Source organism: Psychrobacter sp., from assembly GCF_049295055.1.
In the GTDB taxonomy this organism is placed as follows: domain Bacteria; phylum Pseudomonadota; class Gammaproteobacteria; order Pseudomonadales; family Moraxellaceae; genus Psychrobacter.
Genome location: NZ_JBAQQF010000033.1, coordinates 11,538 through 35,256, shown reverse-complemented (window position 1 = coordinate 35,256; position 23,719 = coordinate 11,538). Strand labels below are relative to the sequence as shown.

18 protein-coding genes are annotated in these 23,719 nt (G+C 43.8%); 6 read left to right on the top strand and 12 right to left on the bottom strand.

Annotated features, from left to right (window positions below; translation table 11 throughout):
- Nucleotides 1-2: 2 nt before the first annotated feature.
- The 10 genes from nuoK to ndhC form a co-directional block, all read right to left on the bottom strand.
- On the bottom strand, nt 3-311 hold the full coding sequence (nuoK, locus tag WAZ74_RS04245; RefSeq protein ID WP_045445153.1) for an NADH-quinone oxidoreductase subunit NuoK: 309 nt from the start codon (nt 309-311) through the stop codon (nt 3-5).
- A gap of 98 nt (nt 312-409) precedes the next feature.
- Nucleotides 410-1,150, bottom strand: a complete 741-nt coding sequence (nuoJ, locus tag WAZ74_RS04240; RefSeq protein ID WP_422306133.1) for an NADH-quinone oxidoreductase subunit J — start codon at nt 1,148-1,150, stop codon at nt 410-412.
- On the bottom strand, nt 1,150-1,698 hold the full coding sequence (gene nuoI / locus WAZ74_RS04235; protein WP_422306131.1) for an NADH-quinone oxidoreductase subunit NuoI: 549 nt from the start codon (nt 1,696-1,698) through the stop codon (nt 1,150-1,152). Before nuoI ends, nuoJ begins: the two co-directional genes overlap by 1 nt.
- Nucleotides 1,699-1,760: 62 nt before the next feature.
- On the bottom strand, nt 1,761-2,756 hold the full coding sequence (gene nuoH, locus WAZ74_RS04230; RefSeq protein ID WP_422306414.1) for an NADH-quinone oxidoreductase subunit NuoH: 996 nt from the start codon (nt 2,754-2,756) through the stop codon (nt 1,761-1,763).
- 49 nt (nt 2,757-2,805) lie between these two features.
- On the bottom strand, nt 2,806-5,934 hold the full coding sequence (gene nuoG, locus WAZ74_RS04225; protein WP_422306129.1) for an NADH-quinone oxidoreductase subunit NuoG: 3,129 nt from the start codon (nt 5,932-5,934) through the stop codon (nt 2,806-2,808).
- Nucleotides 5,935-5,944: 10 nt separating this feature from the next.
- On the bottom strand, nt 5,945-7,369 hold the full coding sequence (nuoF, locus tag WAZ74_RS04220) for an NADH-quinone oxidoreductase subunit NuoF (protein WP_422306127.1): 1,425 nt from the start codon (nt 7,367-7,369) through the stop codon (nt 5,945-5,947).
- Nucleotides 7,366-7,875 (bottom strand): NADH-quinone oxidoreductase subunit NuoE, encoded by a 510-nt coding sequence (gene nuoE / locus WAZ74_RS04215; RefSeq protein WP_422306125.1) that lies wholly within the window; start codon nt 7,873-7,875, stop codon nt 7,366-7,368. Before nuoE ends, nuoF begins: the two co-directional genes overlap by 4 nt.
- A 148-nt stretch (nt 7,876-8,023) precedes the next feature.
- Complete coding sequence (gene nuoC, locus WAZ74_RS04210; RefSeq protein ID WP_422306123.1) at nt 8,024-9,799, bottom strand: NADH-quinone oxidoreductase subunit C/D; 1,776 nt, start codon at nt 9,797-9,799, stop codon at nt 8,024-8,026.
- A gap of 222 nt (nt 9,800-10,021) precedes the next feature.
- On the bottom strand, nt 10,022-10,690 hold the full coding sequence (locus WAZ74_RS04205; protein ID WP_422306121.1) for a NuoB/complex I 20 kDa subunit family protein: 669 nt from the start codon (nt 10,688-10,690) through the stop codon (nt 10,022-10,024).
- 195 nt (nt 10,691-10,885) lie between these two features.
- Nucleotides 10,886-11,512, bottom strand: a complete 627-nt coding sequence (gene ndhC, locus WAZ74_RS04200) for an NADH-quinone oxidoreductase subunit A (RefSeq protein ID WP_422306119.1) — start codon at nt 11,510-11,512, stop codon at nt 10,886-10,888.
- A 1,132-nt stretch (nt 11,513-12,644) separates the two neighbouring features.
- On the opposite strand from ndhC, the gene WAZ74_RS04195 reads away from it, so the two are divergent.
- The 5 genes from WAZ74_RS04195 (at nt 12,645) to argB (ending at nt 19,769) form a co-directional block, all read left to right on the top strand.
- Nucleotides 12,645-14,678 (top strand): UvrD-helicase domain-containing protein, encoded by a 2,034-nt coding sequence (locus WAZ74_RS04195; RefSeq protein ID WP_422306117.1) that lies wholly within the window; start codon nt 12,645-12,647, stop codon nt 14,676-14,678.
- 129 nt (nt 14,679-14,807) lie between these two features.
- Nucleotides 14,808-16,211 carry a magnesium transporter gene (mgtE, locus tag WAZ74_RS04190; RefSeq protein ID WP_422306115.1) on the top strand — a complete coding sequence of 468 codons (1,404 nt, stop codon included), beginning with the start codon at nt 14,808-14,810 and terminating at the stop codon, nt 16,209-16,211.
- Nucleotides 16,212-16,303: 92 nt separating this feature from the next.
- The gene (gene dut / locus WAZ74_RS04185) at nt 16,304-16,768 is read left to right on the top strand and encodes a dUTP diphosphatase (protein ID WP_422306113.1); all 465 of its coding nucleotides are present in this window, start codon (nt 16,304-16,306) and stop codon (nt 16,766-16,768) included.
- 154 nt (nt 16,769-16,922) lie between these two features.
- On the top strand, nt 16,923-18,713 hold the full coding sequence (locus WAZ74_RS04180) for a phosphomannomutase (RefSeq protein ID WP_422306111.1): 1,791 nt from the start codon (nt 16,923-16,925) through the stop codon (nt 18,711-18,713).
- A 144-nt stretch (nt 18,714-18,857) separates the two neighbouring features.
- The gene (gene argB, locus WAZ74_RS04175) at nt 18,858-19,769 is read left to right on the top strand and encodes an acetylglutamate kinase (RefSeq protein ID WP_422306109.1); all 912 of its coding nucleotides are present in this window, start codon (nt 18,858-18,860) and stop codon (nt 19,767-19,769) included.
- 124 nt (nt 19,770-19,893) lie between these two features.
- On the opposite strand, the gene WAZ74_RS04170 is transcribed toward argB, so the two are convergent.
- Both WAZ74_RS04170 and WAZ74_RS04165 read right to left on the bottom strand, forming a co-directional pair.
- Complete coding sequence (locus tag WAZ74_RS04170) at nt 19,894-20,253, bottom strand: hypothetical protein (protein ID WP_422306107.1); 360 nt, start codon at nt 20,251-20,253, stop codon at nt 19,894-19,896.
- Nucleotides 20,254-20,375: 122 nt separating this feature from the next.
- Nucleotides 20,376-20,729, bottom strand: coding sequence for a Spx/MgsR family RNA polymerase-binding regulatory protein (locus WAZ74_RS04165; RefSeq protein ID WP_422306105.1), 354 nt, complete (start codon nt 20,727-20,729; stop codon nt 20,376-20,378).
- Nucleotides 20,730-20,948: 219 nt separating this feature from the next.
- Between WAZ74_RS04165 and leuS the strand changes: the two genes are divergently transcribed.
- A complete protein-coding gene (gene leuS, locus WAZ74_RS04160) occupies nt 20,949-23,681 on the top strand; it encodes a leucine--tRNA ligase (RefSeq protein ID WP_422306103.1) in 2,733 nt (910 codons plus the stop codon).
- Nucleotides 23,682-23,719 lie beyond the last annotated feature (38 nt).

Genomic DNA, 23,719 nt, shown 5'->3' with positions numbered 1-23,719 from the left:
CATCATCCTTTCATCTCATTGGCGCTGTCGACATCGAGATGCCCACGCTGATGATAAAACCGCAATAATATTGCCAAACCAATAGCTGCCTCGGCTGCTGCTAGCGTCAGAATAAAGATGAACATAATCTGTCCATCTGGATCGACCCAGCGGCTACCTGCCACCACAAATGCCAGTGCTGTCGCATTCATCATGATCTCAAGACTCATCAGCATAAATAAGAAATTACGCCTTACCATGACACCGCACAGACCAATAGCAAACAAGATACCTGCCAAAATCAATCCATGGCTCATGGGTATCATACCCAGTACATTCTGCGCCTCAGCAACCGGCTGCACTAAGCCTGCTACCTCGTGGGCAAACGGCACGTTCACAACCTCTTGTGCCACGCTCGCTGCTAGTAACATCAGTCTGACTCCTTGCGCGTGACTTTATTCTCACCCAACTGCGTACCTGCTTTCATGCCCACCTTCATGCCAACATAGTCATGCGGGTCGACATCTTTATATTCGTATGGTTCAGGCATTGTTACCTTATCAGTATCTATTGGCATGCCGTTATCATCATATTGTTCGATACTGGCTACATTAGCGTTACGTGCTAGGCTATCGTTACCGATAATCTCATCATCGATAGACTCTTTGCCCAAATGATAAGCGGCAACCAAAGCAGCCAATAGTAGCAATGCAGCTACTTCTATCAACATAATATATTTAGTAAATAAGACCGTGCCTACCGCTTTGGCTGAAATAGTTGACCCACCAATTACGGCTGCTTCGTCATGATTAAGACCAATCATCGCATACAGCACAACCGCGATGATAATCGTAAGCCCAGTCGGTATCGCCCAAGTGCCAGCATCAAGCCAGCGCTCTTCCCGCTCGTCATTGCGCATGCCTAAATTCAGCATCATAATAACAAAGACAAACAGCACCATAATAGCACCAGCATAGACAACAATTTCAAGGGCACCAGCAAATGGCGCCCCTATCACAAAGAATATACCGGCGATTGCTAGCAATGACACAATCATCGATAAAATAGCGTGGACTGGATTGGCTTGGGTCACCACACGCAAACTGGCAAATATTGCCACGGCTGCGAGCGAATAAAACCCTGCTAATTCAGGATGGTTTAATATATTCATTATGGTAGCAAGCTCCTTAGATCAATCGGTGCAGCTTCATTTTGCGCCGCTCCTTTTGGTTTATCTGCTACCGCCATACCTGTCACGCGATAATAGTTATAATCGGGATATTTACCCGGTCCTGAAATCAGCAAATGCTCTTTTTCGTAGACCAAATCTTGACGGACGTATTCACCCATCTCAAAATCAGGAGTCATTTGAATCGCTGTCGTTGGACAGGCTTCTTCACATAAACCGCAAAAAATACAGCGTGAAAAATTAATCCGGAAGAACTCTGGATACCAGCGACCATCTTCACGTTCTGCTTTTTGTAGTGAGATACAGCCGACTGGACATGCCACGGCGCATAAGTTACAAGCAACACAGCGCTCATCGCCGTCAGGGTCACGAGACAAGATAATGCGTCCACGAAAGCGCGGCGGTACAGGTACCGGCACTTCAGGATAAAGAATGGTATCGCGCGGTCTGATAGCATGACTATTGACCATCCACATGCTGCGGACAATGGTAAATAGTCCAATGATAGTCTTTTTTATAGCAGTAAACATGGGATTATTATCCTTATCAGCTTTACTCTAGTTCATCAGTGATGGGCTAGTAACAGTAACGATTACAACGTTGGGGAAAAAATCAAAATAACTGCAGCAGTAACCAATAGGTTAATCAACGTTACCGGCAGACAGACTTTCCAGCCAAAGTTCATCACCTGATCATAGCGCGGGCGCATGAGTGAGCCTCGAGCCAAAATAAACATGGTCATAAAGAATAGCGTCTTAATCATGAACCAAAAAGCTGGTGGAATAAATGGAATATCTAAATTAAACGGTGCCAACCAACCACCAAAAAATAGACACGTCATTAGCGCAGAAATCAGAACGACGTTGACATATTCGCCAATAAAGAACATACCAAACTTCATGCCAGAGTATTCAACATGATAACCTTCAGCAAGCTCTTGCTCTGCTTCTGGCTGATCAAATGGATGTCTATGGGTTACCGCAACACCTGCAACGACAAAGGTTAAAAAACCAAAGAATTGCGGGATGATATACCAACCATCAGCTTGCGCTTCGACAATGGCACGTAAGTTAAATGAGCCAGTCAGTGCTACTACGCCCATTAACGATAGGCCTAAGAACACTTCATAACTAATCGTTTGCGCGGCTGAACGTAAACCGCCGAGTAGCGAGAATTTATTAGCGGACGCCCAACCACCGAATAACACGGCGTAGACTGCAATACCTGCCATGGCAAAGAAGAATAAGATACCAATATCCCAATCAGCGACCCCAAGAGTTGGTGAAATGGGAATAATGGCAAATGAGGCCAATGCGGTAAACATCGCCACCGCTGGCGCCAAGGTGAACATAAACTTATCGGTAAAATTTGGCGTCCAATCTTCTTTAAAGAAGATTTTGAGCATATCAGCAACCAATTGCAACGAACCAAATGGTCCAACACGGTTTGGACCATAACGGTCTTGCCATAAAGCAAGCATCCGGCGCTCATAAACAATCATCATAGCAGCGACAATCACCACCACTAAAAAGATGACCAGCGATTGTACAACCATAAAAAGTATAGACCATGTATCAAAGGTCATCATACCAGCAAAAAAGCTTGGCACATCAGGGATAATACGGGTAACTTGCATATTACACCTCCTGTGTGGTGGTCGGCGCTGTAGTAGCTACAGTGGCTGGCGTTGTGCGGTTATTATTATTTTCAGCATTATTTAAAGCAATACTATTAATGTCATTAGCGATGCTACCCATCATCGTGATTGGTGCATCCACTTTGCGTACCGATGCTGGCATCGATGGATGAATAATACTCACCTGCCCAACGGGATAACCAATACAGCCTTCTGCTAAATAACCAACAAGCTGAATAGGCAAAGTGATTTTCTGTTTATCAATCTCAATGGCTAAATAATCGCCAGTAACCAGACCCCACTCTTTAGCATCATCAATACCGACATGCCATGTAGCTACAATTAATTGTTCTGCAACGACTGGGCTACGTGACGCCATCATTGAGCTGGCATAGATATTATAAATAGGCACTAGCTTAGCTTGTCCTTGCTGCATATCCGTTGTGGTCGAAGACATCGCTTCTGGCGCAACATATTGACGCGTCGGTAGGCGCTCTAAACGGTCGAACAAGCGTACACCTGGATCACCATTTCTAAGGCTACCACCGACTTTATCTTGATATTTATTCCAAGCTTGCGGTGAGTTCCAGCCAGGAGCACTTGCAAACGGAATCATCGCACTTGGCGTTTGTTTACCGCTATAGCCTTCCATTGAAAAGGTCAAACCGGTATCCAAATCTTTTGGTTGCATCGGCTCATGGACAGAAACTGGCGCACGCATAGAAGTACGACCTGAGTAGCGGCGCGGCTGACGGGCAATTTTCAAACCAGTCATCCGGTAATCAGCATCAGGTGCGGCTTCTTTAATACCAGCAAGCTTAGGATGCGTCGCTATTAACGCGTTAATCACATCATCGAGCTGTGTCCAGTCGACATCGCGACCCTCTAAGCTGCTGTGCACCGCATGTAACCAGCGCCAGCCTTCTTTAATACTGCTTAGCGGATGATAATAGTCATTATCATAAACTTGGAAGAAACGCTGCGCACGACCTTCAGCAGAAACGAGGGTTCCGTCTGCTTCAGCAAAGCTTGCCGCTGGCAATACAATATCGACGTCTTTGTGCCAATCAAGTAATTGATGATCCAGCGCAATCACTATTTTATCGGTTAATAGCTGCGTTAATTTATTCGCATCAATGGCATCAGTCAGCTGATTTTCAGCGACGATTACCACATCAAAATCAGTGGCTAGCAATTCTTCAACTGAATGTCCGCCAAGCAAACATACACCGATACTATTGGCATCTGGAACCGCTAAATAAATACCGGCTTGGGCGGAATAATTGTTATTGACTGATTTTAATTCAAGCTTAGTTGCAGGCTTACGCTCAACATTGTCCTGCGCCTCTGTATCCACACCTGTTTCAGGTTTGTTTGGTTTGGCAGATAGCTCTTTATCTTCGGTTTGTTGCACGGTTGCTGCTTGCGCTTCGGCAGCTTCAACCTTGGCATTATTCGTTTCAACTTGATGCTGTTCAGTGGCTTTAATAGCGCTACGCTTTTGGCTTAATGCTTGGGTAATTTGCGCCGCTGCTTCTATTAAGGCAGTAGACGATAAGCTGTTGCCAGAGACTACCAATGGCTTATCCGCTTGAATCAAATCATAAGCAATTTGCTGTGCCAACGCTTGCATAGGATCAGTATTGACATTAGTATCAGCAGTGTTATCAGCATCTTGCTCAGCCGTGCTTGGGTCGACTATTTCTGCGAAATCATCCGCAAAGTTAGCAATTTCATCGGCGACTTTAAAACCAAGCTTAGTGATATCTTCAGGCGTTGCTACTACGCTAACTTTACTAATATCCTCAAGTTTGGTTTGGGTGACATCGATAATATATACAGGGCTTTGCGCGCCTTGAGCAATACGTTTGACAGGCTCAGCCAACCATGATTGCGTCTTGGTAGCAGCCGCCATTTTGAGTGCTTCGTTTTTTGCCGCTTGGCGTATAGACAGTGCGACACGTGGTGAGGTTTGAGTAATATCTTCACCCAAAATCAGTACCGCATCATGACTTTCAATATCGGTCATACCTGGGTTATAGATGCCTTCCGTGCTGAGCACTTCAATACATTTATTAACCAGTGCTTGCTGCTGATGGTTCAGACCCGTTGAGAAATTCTCAAAGCCGACCATATTTTTTAGCGCAAAGTTGGTCTCTAAACTGGCACGTGGTGAGCCAATACCGATGACTTTTTTACCTTTGATGCGCTTAATAGTTTCATCAAGGGCATAATTAATATTGATTTTGACATGCTTATCATTGATACGCTCAAGCGCTTGCGTTGGACGATCTTCACGATTGACATAGCCATAACCAAAACGACCACGATCACATAAGAAGTAACGGTTTACTTCACCGTTATAACGGTTTTCAATACGGCGCAATTCGCCATAGCGCTCACCGGCTGAGATATTACAGCCAGCTGAGCAGCCATGACAGATGCTTGGCGCATACTGCATATCCCATTTACGATTATAACGGTCTGAATGCGTCTTATCGGTAAATACACCAGTTGGACATACTTCAGTCAAGTTGCCTGAAAATTCACTCTCAAACTGACCATCTTTATCACGACCAAAATAAACGCGTTCATTTGAGCCATAAACACCCAAATCTTCGCCGCCCGCATAGTCTTTATAAAAACGTACACAGCGATAGCAAGCGATACAACGGTTCATCTCATGCGCAATAAATGGCCCAAGCTCTTGGTTATGATGGGTGCGTTTGGTAAAGCGATAGCGACGACGACTATGACCTGACATATAAGTCATATCTTGCAAATGACAATGTCCACCCTCTTCACAGGTTGGACAGTCATGCGGATGGTTAATCATCAACAGCTCAACCATCGACTTACGAAAAGCCTTTGCTTCGTCATCAGTGACCGAGATATACATATCATCGCTTGGTGCGACCATACATGACATCACCAGGCGACCGCGACCCGCTTCCATATCTTCTTTGCTTTGATATTGCTTAACCGCGCACTGACGGCAAGAGCCTACTGAGCCGAGGGCTGGGTGATAACAAAAATATGGCACATCAATGCCGAGTGACAGACATGCTTGTAGCAAGTTGTCCGCGCTATCTACTTCGACAGTGGTTCCATCAATATGTATGACTGCCATGCCGCTCTCCTTATTTCACATCTAGCTGTTGATTGGCTGCAGCCTCAATGACATCTTTACCGACCGCCTGCGCAATTTTTTGATCAAACTCAGGACGGAAATATTTAATTGCACTCATCAATGGTTCCATAGCGCCAGGGGCATGTGCGCAGAAGGTTTTACCGATCCATAAGTCACGGGTTAAACCTTCTAACTTTTCAACATCACCGATTTGACCTTCACCATCATTGATGGCTGTCAATAATTTAACACCCCAAGGCAGACCATCGCGGCATGGCGTACACCAACCACATGATTCACGTTGGAAGAAAATCTCAAGGTTGCGCAGTAATGGCACCATATCTTGTTCTTCATCGACGACCATCAGTAAGCCTGTACCCATACGGCTACCGGCTTTTTGAATGGTATCGAAATCGACGACGGTATCTAAATGATCGGCTGTTAAAAAATCAGTAGAAGCGCCACCCGGTAGCCATGCTTTAAGCTTTTTGCCTTCCTGCATTCCACCAGCGAAATCTTCAATAATTTCACGCGCCGTATAACCAAATGGCAATTCCCAAAGACCCGGATCATTAACTAAACCTGAACAACCAAATAGCTTAGTACCAGGAGTTTCAACCACGCCTTTTGCTTTTGGTAAATCCTGATACCATTGACTGCCATGCAAAATAATCGCTGAGACGTTATGCAAGGTTTCAACGTTATTAACTACGGTTGGACGACCCCATGCTCCCGCTACTTGTGGGAATGGTGGTTTGGTACGAGGGTTGGCACGGCGACCTTCTAGGCAGTTAATCAATGCCGTTTCTTCACCGCAAATATAGCGACCAACGCCAGTATGCACGTGTAAATCAAAACTAAAATCTGACCCTAAGATGTTGTCGCCGACCAGATTATTGGCTTTTAACTCTTTAATCGCTGCGGTGAGACGCTCCGCTGCTAAAATATATTCACCACGGATAAAGATATAACCGGCTGTCGCACCAATCGCGTAGGCAGAAATCAGCATACCTTCGATGAGCTGTAATGGCAGACGCTCCATCAGCAGACGGTCTTTAAACGTACCCGGCTCCATTTCATCGGCATTACAGACTAAGTAGCGTGGGCCACCATCAGGTGGTGCCATCAGCGACCACTTAATACCAGCGGGGAAACCTGCACCGCCACGACCTTTTACCACGGCTTCTTTGATGGTATTTAAAGTGTCATCTGGTGATTGATTTAAAGCCATCTTTAGCGCTTCAAAACCACGTAATGATTCATAAGTCGCCAAATCTAATACCGCGTCGTGATGTGCTAGGCGCCACGTCAGTGGTTTGGTTTCACTGGTAGCCGTTGCTTTGTCACCATAGACTGGAATGCGCTGCTCGTTAAGTTGGCTTGGTGCTTTGCCTTGATTGCGAAGCGCAATCTGCTCTGAAACGGTTAATCTCATGCGTATAGCTCCAACAATTGCGCCACTTCGTCAGGCTGTACAGGACCATAGGTGTCTTCATCAATCAACACCGCAGGACTTTTGTCACAGTTACCCAAACAGCAAATCGGCAATAGCGTAAAACGACCATCAGTCGTCGTTTGACCATAGTCGATACCTAGCTGCGATTTTAGTTCGGCGGTAAGCGCTTCATAGCCTGTCAAATAACACGCTACTGAATCACAAATAAGGATGACATGACGACCAACCGGCTGACGATAGATACGATTAAAGAAGGTTGCCACTCCCTCCATATCGGTCATGGGAATATTTAGAATATTAGCGATGGCATTGACTTGCGCATCATCGACCCAACCGTTACGCTTTTGCACGATTTTCAGCGCATCTAAAGACGCTGCCCGCGGATGTGGATAATGATGCATATGCTCATGAATAGCCGCAATTTCTGCGGCGGTCAAAATACTTGCCACATCTACTTTTGGCATTTTATCGGAAACAATTTTCATAATCTTTTTCTTTCCTCACTCAGCCCACTGTTTGAGTTGCACTCATGGCGCAATGACAGCGTTTTGGTGTGCCAATTTGGCGATAACATAATAGTAAACTTATCTTACTTTTAAAATGTCTAACGATAAACTCATAACCGCACATACTTTAACGGTCACAATCCGCCATCACAATATCAATCGATGCCAGATACATGATGGCATCAGATACGAGCGAACCATTAATCACCGATGGCATTTGCTGGATATGCGCAAATGTTGGGGTGCGGATACGTGTACGATAGCTCATCGTGGCTTTATCTGAGGTTATATAATAACTATTCAGACCTTTAGTGGCCTCAACGATCGTTGCACATTCGCCCGCTGGCATCACAGGACCCCAAGAAACAGAGATAAAGTGATTAATCAACGTCTCAATATCGTTCAATGTGCGGTCTTTCGGTGGTGGTACGGTTAATGGATGGTCCGCTTTATAAGGACCTTGTGGCATATTGTCCATACATTGACGAATAATACGTAAAGACTGACGCATCTCTTCCACTTTCACCATACAGCGATCATACGCATCGCCGTTATAGCCGACTGGCACTTCAAAGTCGTAATTCTCATAGCCCATGTACGGACGCGCTTTACGTAGGTCAAAATCTAACCCTGTCGCACGTAAACCTGCACCAGTAACGCCCCATGCTAATGCTTGCTTGGTGTTATATTGCGCAACACCTTGGGTACGACCTTTAAGCACGCTGTTTTGTAATGCCGCTTTGACATATTCATCCAAGCGTTTTGGCATCCAATCTAAGAACTCACGAACCAGACGCTGCCAGCCACGAGGTAAATCATGTGCAGTGCCGCCGATACGGAACCAAGCGGGATGCATACGATAACCGGTTACCGCTTCGATAACGTCATAAGCTTTTTGACGATCGGTAAACATATAGAATACCGGCGTCATACCACCGGCATCCTGAATGAAAGTACCGACGAATAGTAAGTTATTGGTAATACGGAAAAATTCACTCATCATCACGCGAATGGTTTCAGCGCGAGGCGGTATGGTAATACCAGCCAGCTTTTCAACCGACATGATGTAAGGCAGCTCATTCATCACACCGCCGAGATAATCAATACGGTCGGTATAAGGAATAAATGAGTGCCACGTTTGACGCTCAGCCATCTTTTCAGCGCCGCGATGGTGATAGCCAATATCTGGAATACAATCGACGACTTCTTCGCCATCAAGCTGTAGTACCAAACGGAACGCCCCATGAGCAGAGGGATGGTTAGGACCAATGTTCAAGAACATAAAGTCTTCATCACGACCCGAACGCTTCATGCCCCATTCCTCAGGGACAAAACGCAGGTTCTCTTGCTCGTATTGTTGTTTGGCATTATTTAGGAAGTAAGGGGTAAATTCAGTCGCACGCGCATGATATTCTTTACGCAGTGGATGACCTTCCCAATATTTAGGTAATAGAATACGGGTTAGATGCGGATGTCCAGTAACAACAATACCAAACATATCCCATACTTCGCGCTCATACCAGTTAGCATTTGGCCAAATCTGTGTCGCAGTTGGAACATTTAGATCGTCTTCACTGAGTGCCACCTTGATACGCACATCGCTATTACGCTCAAGCGACATTAAATGATAAAACACCGTAAAGTCACTGTCAGGCAAACCTTGGCGATGCTGGCGCAAACGCTCATCTATCGCTGACAAATCAAACAGCATGACATAAGGTTTTGGCAATTTACGCAGGAACAAGAGAACGTCTAATAAATCAGCACGTGCCACCCAAACCGTTGGAATTTCATCAACCGTATGCTGCACGACAAACTTACCAGCATATTTTTCTTCCAGCTCTTTGATGACCGCTGGGACAAGCTTGATCTTAGGATCTATGTTTTCGACTACCGTGACCATGAATGATGTATTCCTTCATTAATCATAACTAAACTATTTTAGTCATAACTGAGCTATGTTAGTCATAACCAAATTATGATGAGCGTACGCATACTTAGCATTGCTACGAATTATTAACTATTGAGCCAATTTACCGAGAGTTGCCAAGCCAATGCTATTTAAATAAAAACTATCTGAATAAAGACTATCTAAATAAAAACTATCTGCCTAAATACCATTTACCTAAATGCTATCTGGGCTACGTAAGTTTTTCACAGCGATACGATCCGCTTGTTTACGATCACGCTCAGCCATCATTTGTGGCTGATAAATACCCTGATCGTTGACATGGATACCTAACGGGCGACGTTCTTTAGTAATAGATTCTTGCAATAACATCAAGCCTTGAATCAACGCTTCTGGACGCGGCGGACAGCCTGGTATATAGACATCAACTGGAATAATTTTATCCACGCCTTGTACGACTGAATAGATATCATACATACCGCCCGAGTTGGCACAAGCACCCATGGAGATGACCCATTTCGGCTCAAGCATTTGCTCATAAAGGCGTTGAATAACCGGTGCCATTTTCACAAAGCAAGTACCAGCGACGATCATCACATCTGCCTGACGGGGTGACGCACGAATAACTTCTGCACCAAAACGTGACAAATCGTGAACGGCGGTGAGCGTAGTAGCATATTCGACATAGCAGCAAGACGTACCAAAGTTAAATGGCCACAATGAGTGCTTGCGCCCCCAGTTTGCTGTCGAATGCACAAGATCTTCTAGACGACCCATAAAGACGTTTTTATTGACCTCATCTTCCATCGGGTCATTAACCGTTTCACGAGTCTGTGCAGGATAAACGTCTGCATCAGGATTGGCTTTCGTTAATGTGTATTTCATAACATACAACCTTTATTTTAAGCGAAGCGTGACCATTATCTTGTCATCACTATTGCCGTAACTTCTATTATTAATAAGTGACCATTAATATATTTATACTACAAACCTGCTTGCGTCATCATACTGCTGTGTCTATCTTTATAAACTATTAAAAATCAAGGCAAAAATAGTCGAAATAACAACTATCAAAGCCGATTAATGCTTCACGTTATCTACTTGCGCAGACGTCGCAAAGTCCACAGAAGTAACATTACCCGTGGTATTAATATTATGATCGAGATTTTTCAGGTGACGGCGATTGGTCTCAATATTGTTTGAGACGTTAATCTGTCCTGAAGACTGCGCAGGTATCTTGCCCGTGGGGTCAACCATTAGCTCATCAACACCATCAAACTGGGTGATATCTGCCAAACTGAAACCTGCAGGAGCGGCGTATAAACGGGGTTTTTTCAAACGCTTATCAGAAGGTGCCCAGTTCATCGCACCTAAGCTCAACTCGTATACCAAGCCAATGATTAAGATAGTGATAAATATCGCTGCTGCTGCAAAACCAAGCCAACCCGCTTCACGTACCGAAACGGCATAAGCATATAAATACAGCGCTTCTAAGTCAAAGATCACAAAGAAGATTGCCACCAAATAGAATTTAGCAGACAAACGAATGCGGGCGTTGCCAGCTCCGACAACACCCGCTTCAAATACTTCTTCTTTTTGTGAGCCGTGAGAGCGACCGCCGAGCAAGCGCGGAACGACCAGCATAAAAATAACGAGCCCAATGGCGGCTAAAATAAAAGCAATGGCTGACCAATTAAAAGCAGACATGATAATACGTGCTCCTCACCCAATCGAGTGTTAAGCGCAGCGCGAGGACTGACCCATTAAAGGTCGTCTAGCGACAGGCGTAACACAGACGAAAACACAAAGTAACTGTCATTAAGTCACTGTATTTAAGTAACTACGTACTTAAGCAACTATGTATTTAAGTAACTATTTTAGGGTCTGTGCTGGTAATAACCAATTATCAAGCTTATTGACGACGATGTCAGACGTGACCAACTGTAGAATGTCCGCTATATACGCGAATAAAAGGCTGGTCGCCCAACGCATCTTCTAACAACGTAAGATCAACGTATTAAATCAATATCATATTTGATAGTTTACTTAATTGATTTAATAGCTCATTACACGTGGTCAACAATGACGTGACAACTGGCATAAATTATTTACGTACTATACGCATATCGGCAATCAAAAGCTAGTTTTTAACTGTATTGAACGGTCACTTTATCTGCAAAAAAGATGTGTTTTTTGCACTATAAACTATGATATAGACGGTACCTTATATTAAGCCTAAATCCATATTTTTTATAACTCGCTATAATAAGCACAATAACTCTCGAAAACCAAATGCTTTACGACACCTTTTGTATCCGCCAACTCCGCACCCAAAGCGATGATTTTTGCTTTATAATGGCCCACCTAATTTCGATGGCTTATTAGTCGATTCATTATAAAAAAAATACGGTATGGCTGGTATAAATTTTTCGAAGCCTCTGTCTGACAAAGTGCATAGTAAGCGAGAAAAATTTACACCAGTAGAATAGTTGTGGCAATCGTACGTATTTTATTTTGAACTTACGACAACGTCATTACATAGCCATTCTTATGGCCTTAATTATCTGATTTATTTTATTAAAAATCGAGCCTATATAGCCAGTTCAATATAGTCAGTTCAATGTAAAAACGATACAGCGGAACTAGGATGAATTTTTTGCAGCCTCTGTCGGCGTAGGCACAGCAAGCCAGAAAAACTCATCCTAGTCTCGCGTGATAAAATAACGTATCTGTTTTATTGGGTATCAACTATATCGATTTGATGATAGCCGTAACGTTTATTTAACGACGCTGCGCTCAGCACTACCCTCTTTTTTGCTTTTGTCTTACAGGTCATCTTATGAGTCAACTTAATCCCAAACAACAAGAAGCGATGCTCTACGTATCAGGTCCATTGCTTGTGCTAGCAGGTGCCGGTTCCGGTAAGACATCAGTGATTACGCGCAAAATTGCTTATCTTATTGAAGAATGTAACATGCCAGCGGAGCGCATCACGGCGGTGACCTTTACCAATAAAGCCGCGCGCGAAATGAAAGCTCGCGTCAGTAAATTACTTCCGAGCGAAAAGACGCGCGGGCTGACGGTATCGACCTTTCACCAATTTGGGCTGCAGTTTTTACGTTATGAGCTGATTCATACACCGCTAAAGGGCAACTTTTCCATCATGGACAGTGACGACAGTAAGCGTCTATTGATGGAGCTGATGATGCGCGACAACTTATCGGGCGCTGAGAGTCGTGAGCTGGTTGGTAAAGCGATCAAAATGATTTCTGATTGGAAAAACGATTTGATTGAACCTGATAAGGCGATGGAAACCTTAGACGATCCAGAAGATATGATTTTTGCGACGCTTTATGCGCTATATGAGCGTAACTTGCGTGCTTACAATGCGGTTGATTTTGATGACTTGATTGTACTGCCAACTAAAATATTACGTGAAAATAGAGATCTACGTGATAAATGGCAAAACCGTATTCGTTACTTGCTCGTCGATGAATATCAAGATACCAATACTGCCCAGTACGAGATGATTAAATATTTGGTCGGACCACAAGGACGCTTTACCGTCGTTGGTGATGACGACCAGTCTATCTATGCGTGGCGCGGTGCAAAGCCTGAAAACATGGCGCTGCTCAAAGAAGATTTTCCAAAATTAAAAATTGTGATGCTCGAGCAAAACTACCGTTCGACCAGTCGTATTTTGACTTCTGCTAACGCCGTTATTACCAATAACGAGCATTTATTTGAAAAAAAGCTGTGGTCAGATAAAGGCCAAGGCGAAAAAATCCGTATTATCAATTGCCGTAATGACGATGATGAGTCCGAGCGCGTGGCAAAAGAAATCGTCACCCATAAACTGCGCTTTGGTAATGAATGGGAGCAGTATGCCGTCCTGTATCGCAGTAACTTTCAGGCGCGCATGTTAGAAGCACAACTGCGTCAACTGCAAGTCCCTTATAAATTATCCGGCGGTCAATCATTCTTTGCCCGTAGTGAAATCAAAGACGTCATGGGCTACTTGCGTTTAATTCTCAATCCAGAAGACGACAGTGCATTTTTGCGTGTCATTAATACACCCAAGCGTGGTATGGGGCCAGCAACGCTTGAGAAGCTTGGCTTATTTTCACAGGAACATAGCATCTCGCTATTGGCATCTTGTACCCATGGTGGACTGACTCATGTGCTGCCATCGAAAGCTTATGGCACTTTAAAAGAGTTTGGTGATTTTATTGAGCATTATACTCGTGAGCTGGACGGACACCCGGACCCTGTGCCTATCGTACGTCAGATGATCGATGAGACCGGTTACATTGACTTTGTCCGTAGTGACTCTAAAACCCCGCAACAAGAAAAAAACCGTATCGACAATATCGATATGCTCTATACCAGTATCCAATCGCTGATTAATCGCGCTGAAGAAGATGAAGACCGGACGATTGATACCATTATTCGCAAGCTGGTGTTGCTTGATATGCTTGAGCAGCAGCAAGAAGAAGAAAATACCAATAAAGTTAATCTGATGACCTTGCATGCGGCAAAAGGCTTGGAGTTTGATTTTGTTTATATTATGGGGCTTGAAGAAGAAATGCTACCGCATCGCAACTCTATCTTAAGCGAGACTGTCGACGAAGAACGCCGCTTAATGTATGTAGGCATTACTCGCGCCCGTCGTGAGCTGACCTTGACACTAGCTACTCAGCGCCGTGCAGGTGGTCAGATGCGCGTCACTTCTGAATCACGATTTTTAGATGAGCTACCAGAAGAGCATATCGACTGGCCAGCTAAAGCCAAGAAGAAAAAAGCCACCAAAGATCCTGAAGCCGTCGCTGATGAATACTTGGCTAATATCCGGGCGTTATTGGGTAATCGCTAATGCTTATACAAATGCTTAAATGAGCATTACAACGACTGACTGATAACCAAGATTACAGCCGTTATTGTCATTTATATTTTTAAAAAACATAGAAATCTAAAACCTAGAAGTTTAAAACTTGGAACATTTATGCCCGTCCCTACGCCGAATATAGAACGACCACCGACACGACAGGGAGATTATAATCCGGCTGAGTATAGCGCCGAATATAAGCTGCTTTATTTGCAAGAGCTGGTAGCTGATAAAGCGTATGTGGCCATTACTGAGTTTTTAGCCAAGCAGTCAGAATATGAGATTGCCAACTTACTAGAGTCATTTCCTACCCAAAACCGACTATTGATTTGGGCGCAAGTTCCAGAGAATATTAAAGGTGAAGTCCTCGCCGAGTTAGAGTTTGATACACGCCAGCCATTACTAGAGAACGTCTCCTCAAAAGAGATATCGCTGTTTACCCAAGACCTCGATGCACAAGACATCTCAGAGATTTTGGATACCGTAACCGAGAGCGTGCGTACCTCGGTGATGGCAACCTTGGACGAAGATATACGTGTTCAGGTCAATAAACTCGATACCTATGCCGACTGGGAGGTTGGTAGTTATATGGATCCTGAGCTGATTCAGGTCAGAGAAGATATGACGTTAGCTGATGTACAAAACTGGCTGCGAGAAGATATTGAGCTGCTCGACGATGAAAGCCAAGAGCTATTGGTCGTCGATCAAAGCCAGCAACTGCTTGGCTTATTGAGTCTAGCTGATTTGATTAAACATGATCAAAATACCTTAGTTGCTGATTTGATTGATATCGCTATCACTATTAACGATCGCCTAGATATTCAAGATGCCGCCGCAATTTTTCGCTCAGAAGACATTCGCTTTGCCCCTGTCATTAATAGTCATGGCGAACTGGTCGGTCAGTTAAATGGTGAGGATATCATGGAAATTATCCAAGATGATGTCGATAGCACCATGAAAAACCTTGCTGGTGTCAGTCAAGATGAGGAGCTGTTTGCGCCTATTTTAACCAGTGCCAAAAGCCGTAGTATTTGGTTGGGAATTAACTTATGTACCGCCCTATTGGCGGCCGCTGTGATTGGACAGTTTGAGGCAGTATTGGCAAAAGTAGTGGCACTAGCGATACTCATGCCAGTGGTCGCTAGTATGGGCGGTATTGCAGGTTCACAGACGCTCACCGTCGTCATTCGCGGTATGGCCATGGGTCAAATCGGTGGTTCTAACCGTTTATGGTTACTAAATAAAGAGCTGTGGGTTGGGGCGATAAACGGTATCATATGGGCGATAATCATGGCGTTTATTGCGCAATTGTGGTTTCATAACATTAAAATTAGTGCGGTCATCGGTCTGGCTATTGCGATTAATATGACCGCCGCCAACGTCTCAGGAATTAGTATTCCGTTGATGCTAAAGCGCATGAATATCGATCCTGCGTTATCTGCCTCAGTGATCCTGACTACCGTAACTGATATTGTCGGCTTTATGTCGTTTTTGGGTTTAGCAAGCCTGCTAATACTATAATCGAATATATAGCTTCAAAAAAATCGTCAATCGTATTTCTTAGATGAAAAAATAACATTTATAAAACCATTAAATCGCTAAGTGAGTGTGTTATGCAAGCAGTACAAGTTAAAGTATTAAACCCTAAAATCACTGAAGATGAAGCGTTTTCGCTACCAACACGCGCCACTGATGGTAGTGCTGGTATTGATCTACGTGCTTGTATCGATGAGCCTTTGACCATTAAAGCTGGTGCAACGCATTTGATTGGTACTGGTCTCGCTGTTTATATTCAAGACCCTAACTATGCTGGCATGATTTTACCGCGCTCAGGTCTTGGTCATAAACACGGTATCGTTTTGGGTAATTTAGTCGGCTTGATTGATGCCGATTATCAGGGTGAGTTGATGGTCAGTATTTGGAATCGCAGCAATGAAGACTTTGTTCTCAATCCAGCAGAGCGCATGGCGCAATATGTGGTTGTACCCGTTGCACGCCCTGAGTTTGAAGTCGTGACAAAATTTAGTGATACCAGCACCCGCGGTGCCGGTGGTTTTGGACATTCTGGTCGTCAATAGTAGCGGCTTTTGAAATAATATAAGAAGTGGCTTTTGAAACACTATAATAAGTAGTGCTATAAATTACATACATAGCCAGATACGACTGTTCATTTTTTATTAAGCACCAAACCATTAATCACCCAATCAATCACGATAATAAGGAGAGTCAGTAATGCCATTTTTTGCGGCGCAGCACTCCTTATTTCGTGCTTATGACATTCGCGGGTCGCGCCAGCATTTCGCCACTGACTTTATCCAGGCACTGGGGCATGCGTTTGCTCATCTTTATCAATTGCAAAAAAACATTGATAATAATAAAAGTATTATCGTGATTGGCTATGATGTGCGCTGCGGTAGTGACACTATTGCTAAGACACTCACCCATATATTGACCGAATGCGGCTTACAAGTTATCCAGCTCGGGTTAATTACTACCCCTATGATGGTTTTTTGGGCAGAGCAAAATCAGGGTCATGGCATTGTCGTAACAGCCAGTCACTCTGCTAAAGACATTTTAGGTATTAAGTGGTTATTCAACCATCAATCGCCTAGCGTAGAAGACATTCAGGCGCTTTACCAGCAAGTAATTCATCAGCAATTAGTTGTACGATCCTTAGATAATAGTCTACTGGTAGAAAGTGGCTTATATCAGCATGAACTGCAAAAAATGGCTCTCCATAAAGATAATGAATCGTTAAAAACAGCTAAAAATCGCCCTATCATAGAACAAGCTTATTTGTCAGCTGAACAAGTCGCAGCGACTTATACAGATACTATTGTGCGAGTGTTTAAACAGCTCTATCCACACACTAACGAAGCATCTATTAATCATACTACTGATAGCCAAAAACTCTTCTCTTGCAAGCTTGATTTGGTGGTTGTTATAGACTGTATGCATGGTGCAACCAGCAATATCGCCCAACCCTTATTTGAGCGCTTTTGCCAACGTGTTATTATGCTCAACGATACCGCAGATGGAAATTTCCCCTCTGGCAATCCTGATCCTACTGAACCGCATCGGCTTAAGCAGCTGCAGCAAAGCGTTATTATGCATCAAGCAGATATAGGCATCGCGTTTGATGGCGATGGCGATAGATTGATGATTGTCGATAATAACGGTAAGGTTGTTACGCCTGACCATTTATTATATTTATTGGCACAAGTAGCGCTGACTAAACGTCCTAAATTTCTAAGCAATTCGCAATTATCACCGCAAATTCTCTTTGACATTAAATGCTGCCATCATTTACCCAAGCTCATTACCGAACTCGGCGCGATACCAGTGATGAGCAGGACAGGTAGCAGCCTGATGCGCCTACAAATGCAACGCTCTGCTGGCCAAATTGTTTTTGCTGGCGAGTTATCAGGGCATTTTATATTTAATGATGGCTATTTTATCCTTTATGATGATGCTATGTACGCGGCATTACGCCTCCTACATTGGTTGTCTTACACTGCTAGCAGCCTGAATCTGACAACCAATCTCGCTGATATCATTTATAGCTTGCCAGTCATCGTCAGCACCGCTGATCATTACTTACCGCGTCCAAAGACAGCTTTGACAGACTGCTCAATCGTCGAGCAGTTGACTCGGCTGTGCTTGTATTTGCAACAACTTATAAAAGTAACATCAACTGTTACTGCTCATTCTAATGACCAGGCTGTCATCAACTGTGCACCAGCGCATTGTACTTGTCGTGCTCAAAAACACTCTATAACTTTAGAAGAAGCAAAAGAACTCTTACCAATCGGGACAAAGTTGAGCTGTATTGATGGCGTGCGTTTAGATTTTACGCACGGTTTTGGGGTAATACGTCAATCAAATACTAGCCACAATTTAACCGCACGCTTTGCTGGTGACAGCGTAGAGGACCTAAAAGACATTCAAGCAAAATTCGCCGCTTTATGTCGTCCATTTGATGAGAATTTAGCAGCGCTAATTATGGCTATTCCTCCTGAATAGCCAATTACCTGAGTTGCTATTTTGCTAAAAATTGAACATCGCTAAGCAACAGCTGTTCGAGCTGATTTTCGCCATTTATTTGTATTTACCCATTTTTACTATAGAAACAACCAACCGCTTAACACGGTATTTTAGGAGTTTATAATGACACTTAATTTGGATGAAGCCAAAATTACCGCTGAAGTCTTGACCACAGCCCTGCCCTATATTCAACGCTTTGTCGATAAGCTCATCGTGGTCAAATACGGTGGCAATGCCATGACTGACCCCGAACTTGAAAGCTCGTTTGCCCGCGATATCGTGCTATTAAAAACAGTTGGCATGCATCCTGTCGTCGTACACGGCGGTGGTCCACAAGTGGACAACCTATTAAAAGAGCTTGGGCGTCAGTCAGACCGTATCGACGGTATGCGCGTCACCGACAAAAGCACGATGGATATCGTCGAGATGGTATTAGGCGGTAGCGTCAACAAATCTATCGTCAGCTTAATCAACAAGCATGGTGGTAGCGCCATTGGTTTAACTGGTAAAGATGCCAATTTAATCTTAGCTAAAAAGCTGAAGATGGAAAAAATTGGCGAAGATGGTATTGCGGTACCAGTAGATTTAGGCTTTGTCGGTGATGTGGTGAGCGTCAATAAAGAGGTCATTAATATGCTCATTGCCTCCAACTTTATACCTGTTATTGCCCCGCTTGGTGTTGATAGCGAAGGCAATACTTATAATATCAATGCGGATTTGGTCGCGGGTAAAGTGGCGGAATTTTTACAAGCAGAAAAATTAATGCTACTGACCAATATCAAAGGGGTGTTGGGTCGTGATGGTGAAGTAGTCACTGGTTTGACGCCTAAAAGCGTGGATGGGCTGATTGCAGATGGTACAATTTCAGGCGGTATGATTCCAAAGATTCAATGTGCGCTTGATGCGGTTCGTGGCGGTGTCAAAAGCGCGGTCATTGTCGATGGTCGCGTCCCTCATGCGACGCTTCTAGAGATTTTCACCAACGAAGGTGTCGGTACCTTGATCAGTCGTGACTTAGACTCGTCATTAAGCTAGCAAACTATCAAGCTATCATAATAACTGGCATCAAAAAGCCCGAACTTAGCATTTAACCTCTAAGTTCGGGCTTTTTTAGTTTTCTAACTTTCTAGTTTCTTACAAGGGCTTAACCTAAAAGCAGTTAATAAGCGCAGAATTCAACAGCGCTATGGCTACTATTGCCATAAACTTTCATATGATGATTGCCTTTGCGCTGGGTAATATAAGACGTTTCATTATCATAGCGATCGCCGCTTAAGCGTCCAGTAGGTCCTGAGACATAAGCGACATTGATTTGATCGTCACCAACGTTACGAATAACTAAGTTTTGATCGGGCATCAGCCATAAACGGAACACTTTGCCATTCTTGATATTGCCAGTAAAACTACCGCAGTAGCTGTCTTTTGCAAAGGTTATCTTGGTTGACGTATCCGCCGCTTGTACGCTTGTAACCATTAAAGGTGCTACGGCAAGTGTTGCCATTAACAATAACTTTTTCATAGTCTTATCCTCATCCTTGAACATTATAAACTAGCTATCTTAATCCTAATAACATTAGCATAAGTTCTAAGAAATGAAAGTGACACTTTGATGGTAATGAGCTATTTATGAAAATGTTTTATTTATAAAAAAACCGCATCAAACTCTGCCTCATCATAACCGCATAATAGCACTGACTGTCCTTCAACTATCGGACGCTTAAGCATGCTGGTATTTTCTACGAGCAAATCAATCGCTTTATCCACATCGCTATCTGCCGCTTGCTTTTGACTGTCATCCAACTTGCGCCATGTCGTGCCACGCTTATTCAGCACTTTATCAATACCTAAACCATCAACCCAGCGCTGAACGCTTTCTTTCTCAATACCTTGTTTTTTATAATCATGGAAATCATAGATGACACCTAACTCGTCAAGCTTGGTAAAAGCTTTCTTCATCGTGCTACATGATTTGATACCGTAAATGATAATACTCATAAGATTCCTCGTTAATTAACATTACTGTTTATTATACCCAAATAACCTCTAAGGCTGTTGAGCATCAGATATAGATATGGTGAGATGTACCCATTTAAACGACAAAGCTATCGCGCAAAGGCAGCATCATATCGTCGCAATTTTTATCAAATTACGCTATGCTATGGCATTATAAAATTTCACCCCATTTATCATGTAATAACCAATTCCGAGCTAACTATGAGCAACGCCGTGACAGCAGAAACTGCTAATACAGACCATACTAATAATACTTCTAACGATAATAGCCAATATCAGCCGCAACTTATTGAAGCGCAGCAGCAAGCCAAATGGGCAACAGATAAGCGCTTTGAAGTGAGCAATGAGCCAAGCGATAAGCCTAGCCGTTATATGCTGTCAATGTTTCCTTACCCAAGCGGCAAGCTGCATATGGGTCACGTCCGTAACTATACTATTTCTGACGTCTTAAGCCGTTACTACCGCCTTAAAGGCTATGAAGTCATGCAGCCAATGGGTTGGGACGGTTTTGGCTTGCCAGCTGAAAACGCCGCGATTGCCAATCAGACACCGCCTGCCAAATGGACATTTGAAAATATTGACAGTATGCGCGCGCAGCTAAAATTGCTTGGTTTGTCTATTGACTGGTCACGTGAATTTGCCACTTGTAGCCCTGAATATTATCAGTGGGAGCAGTGGTTGTTTTTGCAATTATACAAAAAAGGCTTGGTCTATAAAAAGCTTGCGACTGTTAACTGGGATCCGGTAGACAACACTGTCTTAGCCAATGAGCAAGTCATCGATGGTAAAGGCTGGCGTAGTGGCGCGATGGTCGAAAAACGTGATATTCCGATGTATTATTTCAACATCACCGATTATGCCGATGAGCTATTAGATGATTTGGATCAACTAGAAGGTCATTGGCCGTCTGAAGTTATTACCATGCAGCGTAACTGGATTGGTCGTAGTGCTGGTATGGAAGTACATTTCCCTTATGAGCTGGCAGGTGAACAGAATACGTTAAATGTGTTTACCACTCGTCCTGATACTTTGATGGGCGTGACTTATGTTGCCGTTGCTGCTGAGCATCCTTTAGCACAATACGCCTCTGAGCATGATGAAAAGATTGCCGCATTTTGCGCACTTTGCAAAAAAGGCTCAGTCGCTGAAGCCGACCTTGCTAAAGCAGAAAAAATCGGTATGGATAGCGGTCTTACGGTCACGCATCCGCTGACAGGCGCACAAGTGCCAGTTTGGGTTGCCAACTATGTATTGATGAGCTATGGCTCTGGTGCAGTCATGGCGGTTCCTGCGCATGATGAGCGTGATTACGAGTTTGCTATCAAATATAGCTTACCTATTAAGCAAGTGATTGATATTCCAGCTGGCTATTTCGATGAAGCGGAAGCTGACGCCAAAGAAAATAACACTGAAAGCAACCGTGCTTATACCGAGCGTAATAACTTGGTCAATTCAGGCGAATTTGATGGCCTAGATTTTGAGCAAGCGTTTGCAGCGATGCTTGCTAAGCTTGAGCCACAAAAACTTGCTAACAAAAAAATCCAATTCCGTCTGCGTGATTGGGGTGTTTCTCGCCAGCGCTATTGGGGCTGCCCTATTCCAATGGTCAATTGTGAGCATTGCGGTACCGTACCGGTTGATGAGCAAGATTTACCTGTTATTTTACCGACTGATGTTGTCCCTGATGGACGTGGTAATCCGCTTAAAAATATACCAGAATTTGTGAATACTACTTGTCCTAAATGCGGCAGTCCTGCTGAGCGCGAAACCGATACCTTTGATACCTTTGTTGAATCAAGCTGGTACTATGCGCGCTTTGCTAGCCCGCATGATACGACCAACATGGTCAATAAGTCAGCGGCGAATAAATGGTTGCCTGTCGATCAATATATCGGCGGTGTTGAACATGCCGTTATGCATCTACTGTATGCGCGCTTCTTCCATAAGCTGATGCGCGATGAGAACTTAGTATCAGGCGATGAACCTTTTAAGAATCTAATGACCCAAGGTATGGTACTTGCGGGCACCTTCTATCGCGTCAATGCCGATGGCAGTACGACTTATTACTTCACTAAAGACATCGATATTGACTTTAACGAGCGCGGTCAGCCGATTAAAGCCATCTTAAAGTCAGATGGTCAGCCAGTAACGATCGGCAAAATTGAGAAGATGTCTAAGTCAAAAAACAACGGTGTCGATCCACAGATTACTATTGATAAATACGGCGCTGACACGGTTCGTTTATATACCTTGTTTACTGCGCCTGCTGATCAAACGCTTGAATGGTCTGATGACGCCCTAAAAGGTCCTTATAACTTTGTTAAAAAAGTCTGGCGCATTGCTTCTGAGCATGTACAAGCGCTAGCTACTGCCAACTTAAGCACTGATACCCTGAATAATAGTACGCTTAATAATGATACATTGAATACGGATAACTTAAGTAAAGAAGCAAAGTCATTACGCCGTAAGACTCACGAGACTATCGGTAAGATTGACAGTGATTTAGGTAAGCGTTTGGCGCTAAACACGCCTGTTTCTAGCCTGATGGAGCTGGCAAACGAGCTAGGTAATTTTAAAGCCAGTAGCGAGCAAGATCTGCAAGTACAACATGAGGCACTCATTGATTTATTGATTATGCTATCGGTATATGCGCCACACATCGGTGAGCATTTACTTGAGCAACTAGGTCTTGATACTGTGAATCTAAACTACCCTGCGGTCGATGAGAGCGCACTGGTGCAAGACATGGTTACAATGGTGATTCAGGTCAATGGTAAAATGCGCGGTAAGATGGATGTGGCGCCAAATAGCGACCCTGAGCAGATAAAAGTACAGGCACGGGCGATTGAAAGTGTGGCAAAATTCCTTACCGGTGAGATTAAAAAAGAGATTGTCGTACCTAATAAGCTGGTCAATATTGTGGTTGCAGGCTAGACCTATTTAGGCATGACGTTTTTAAACATTGCTTTTTT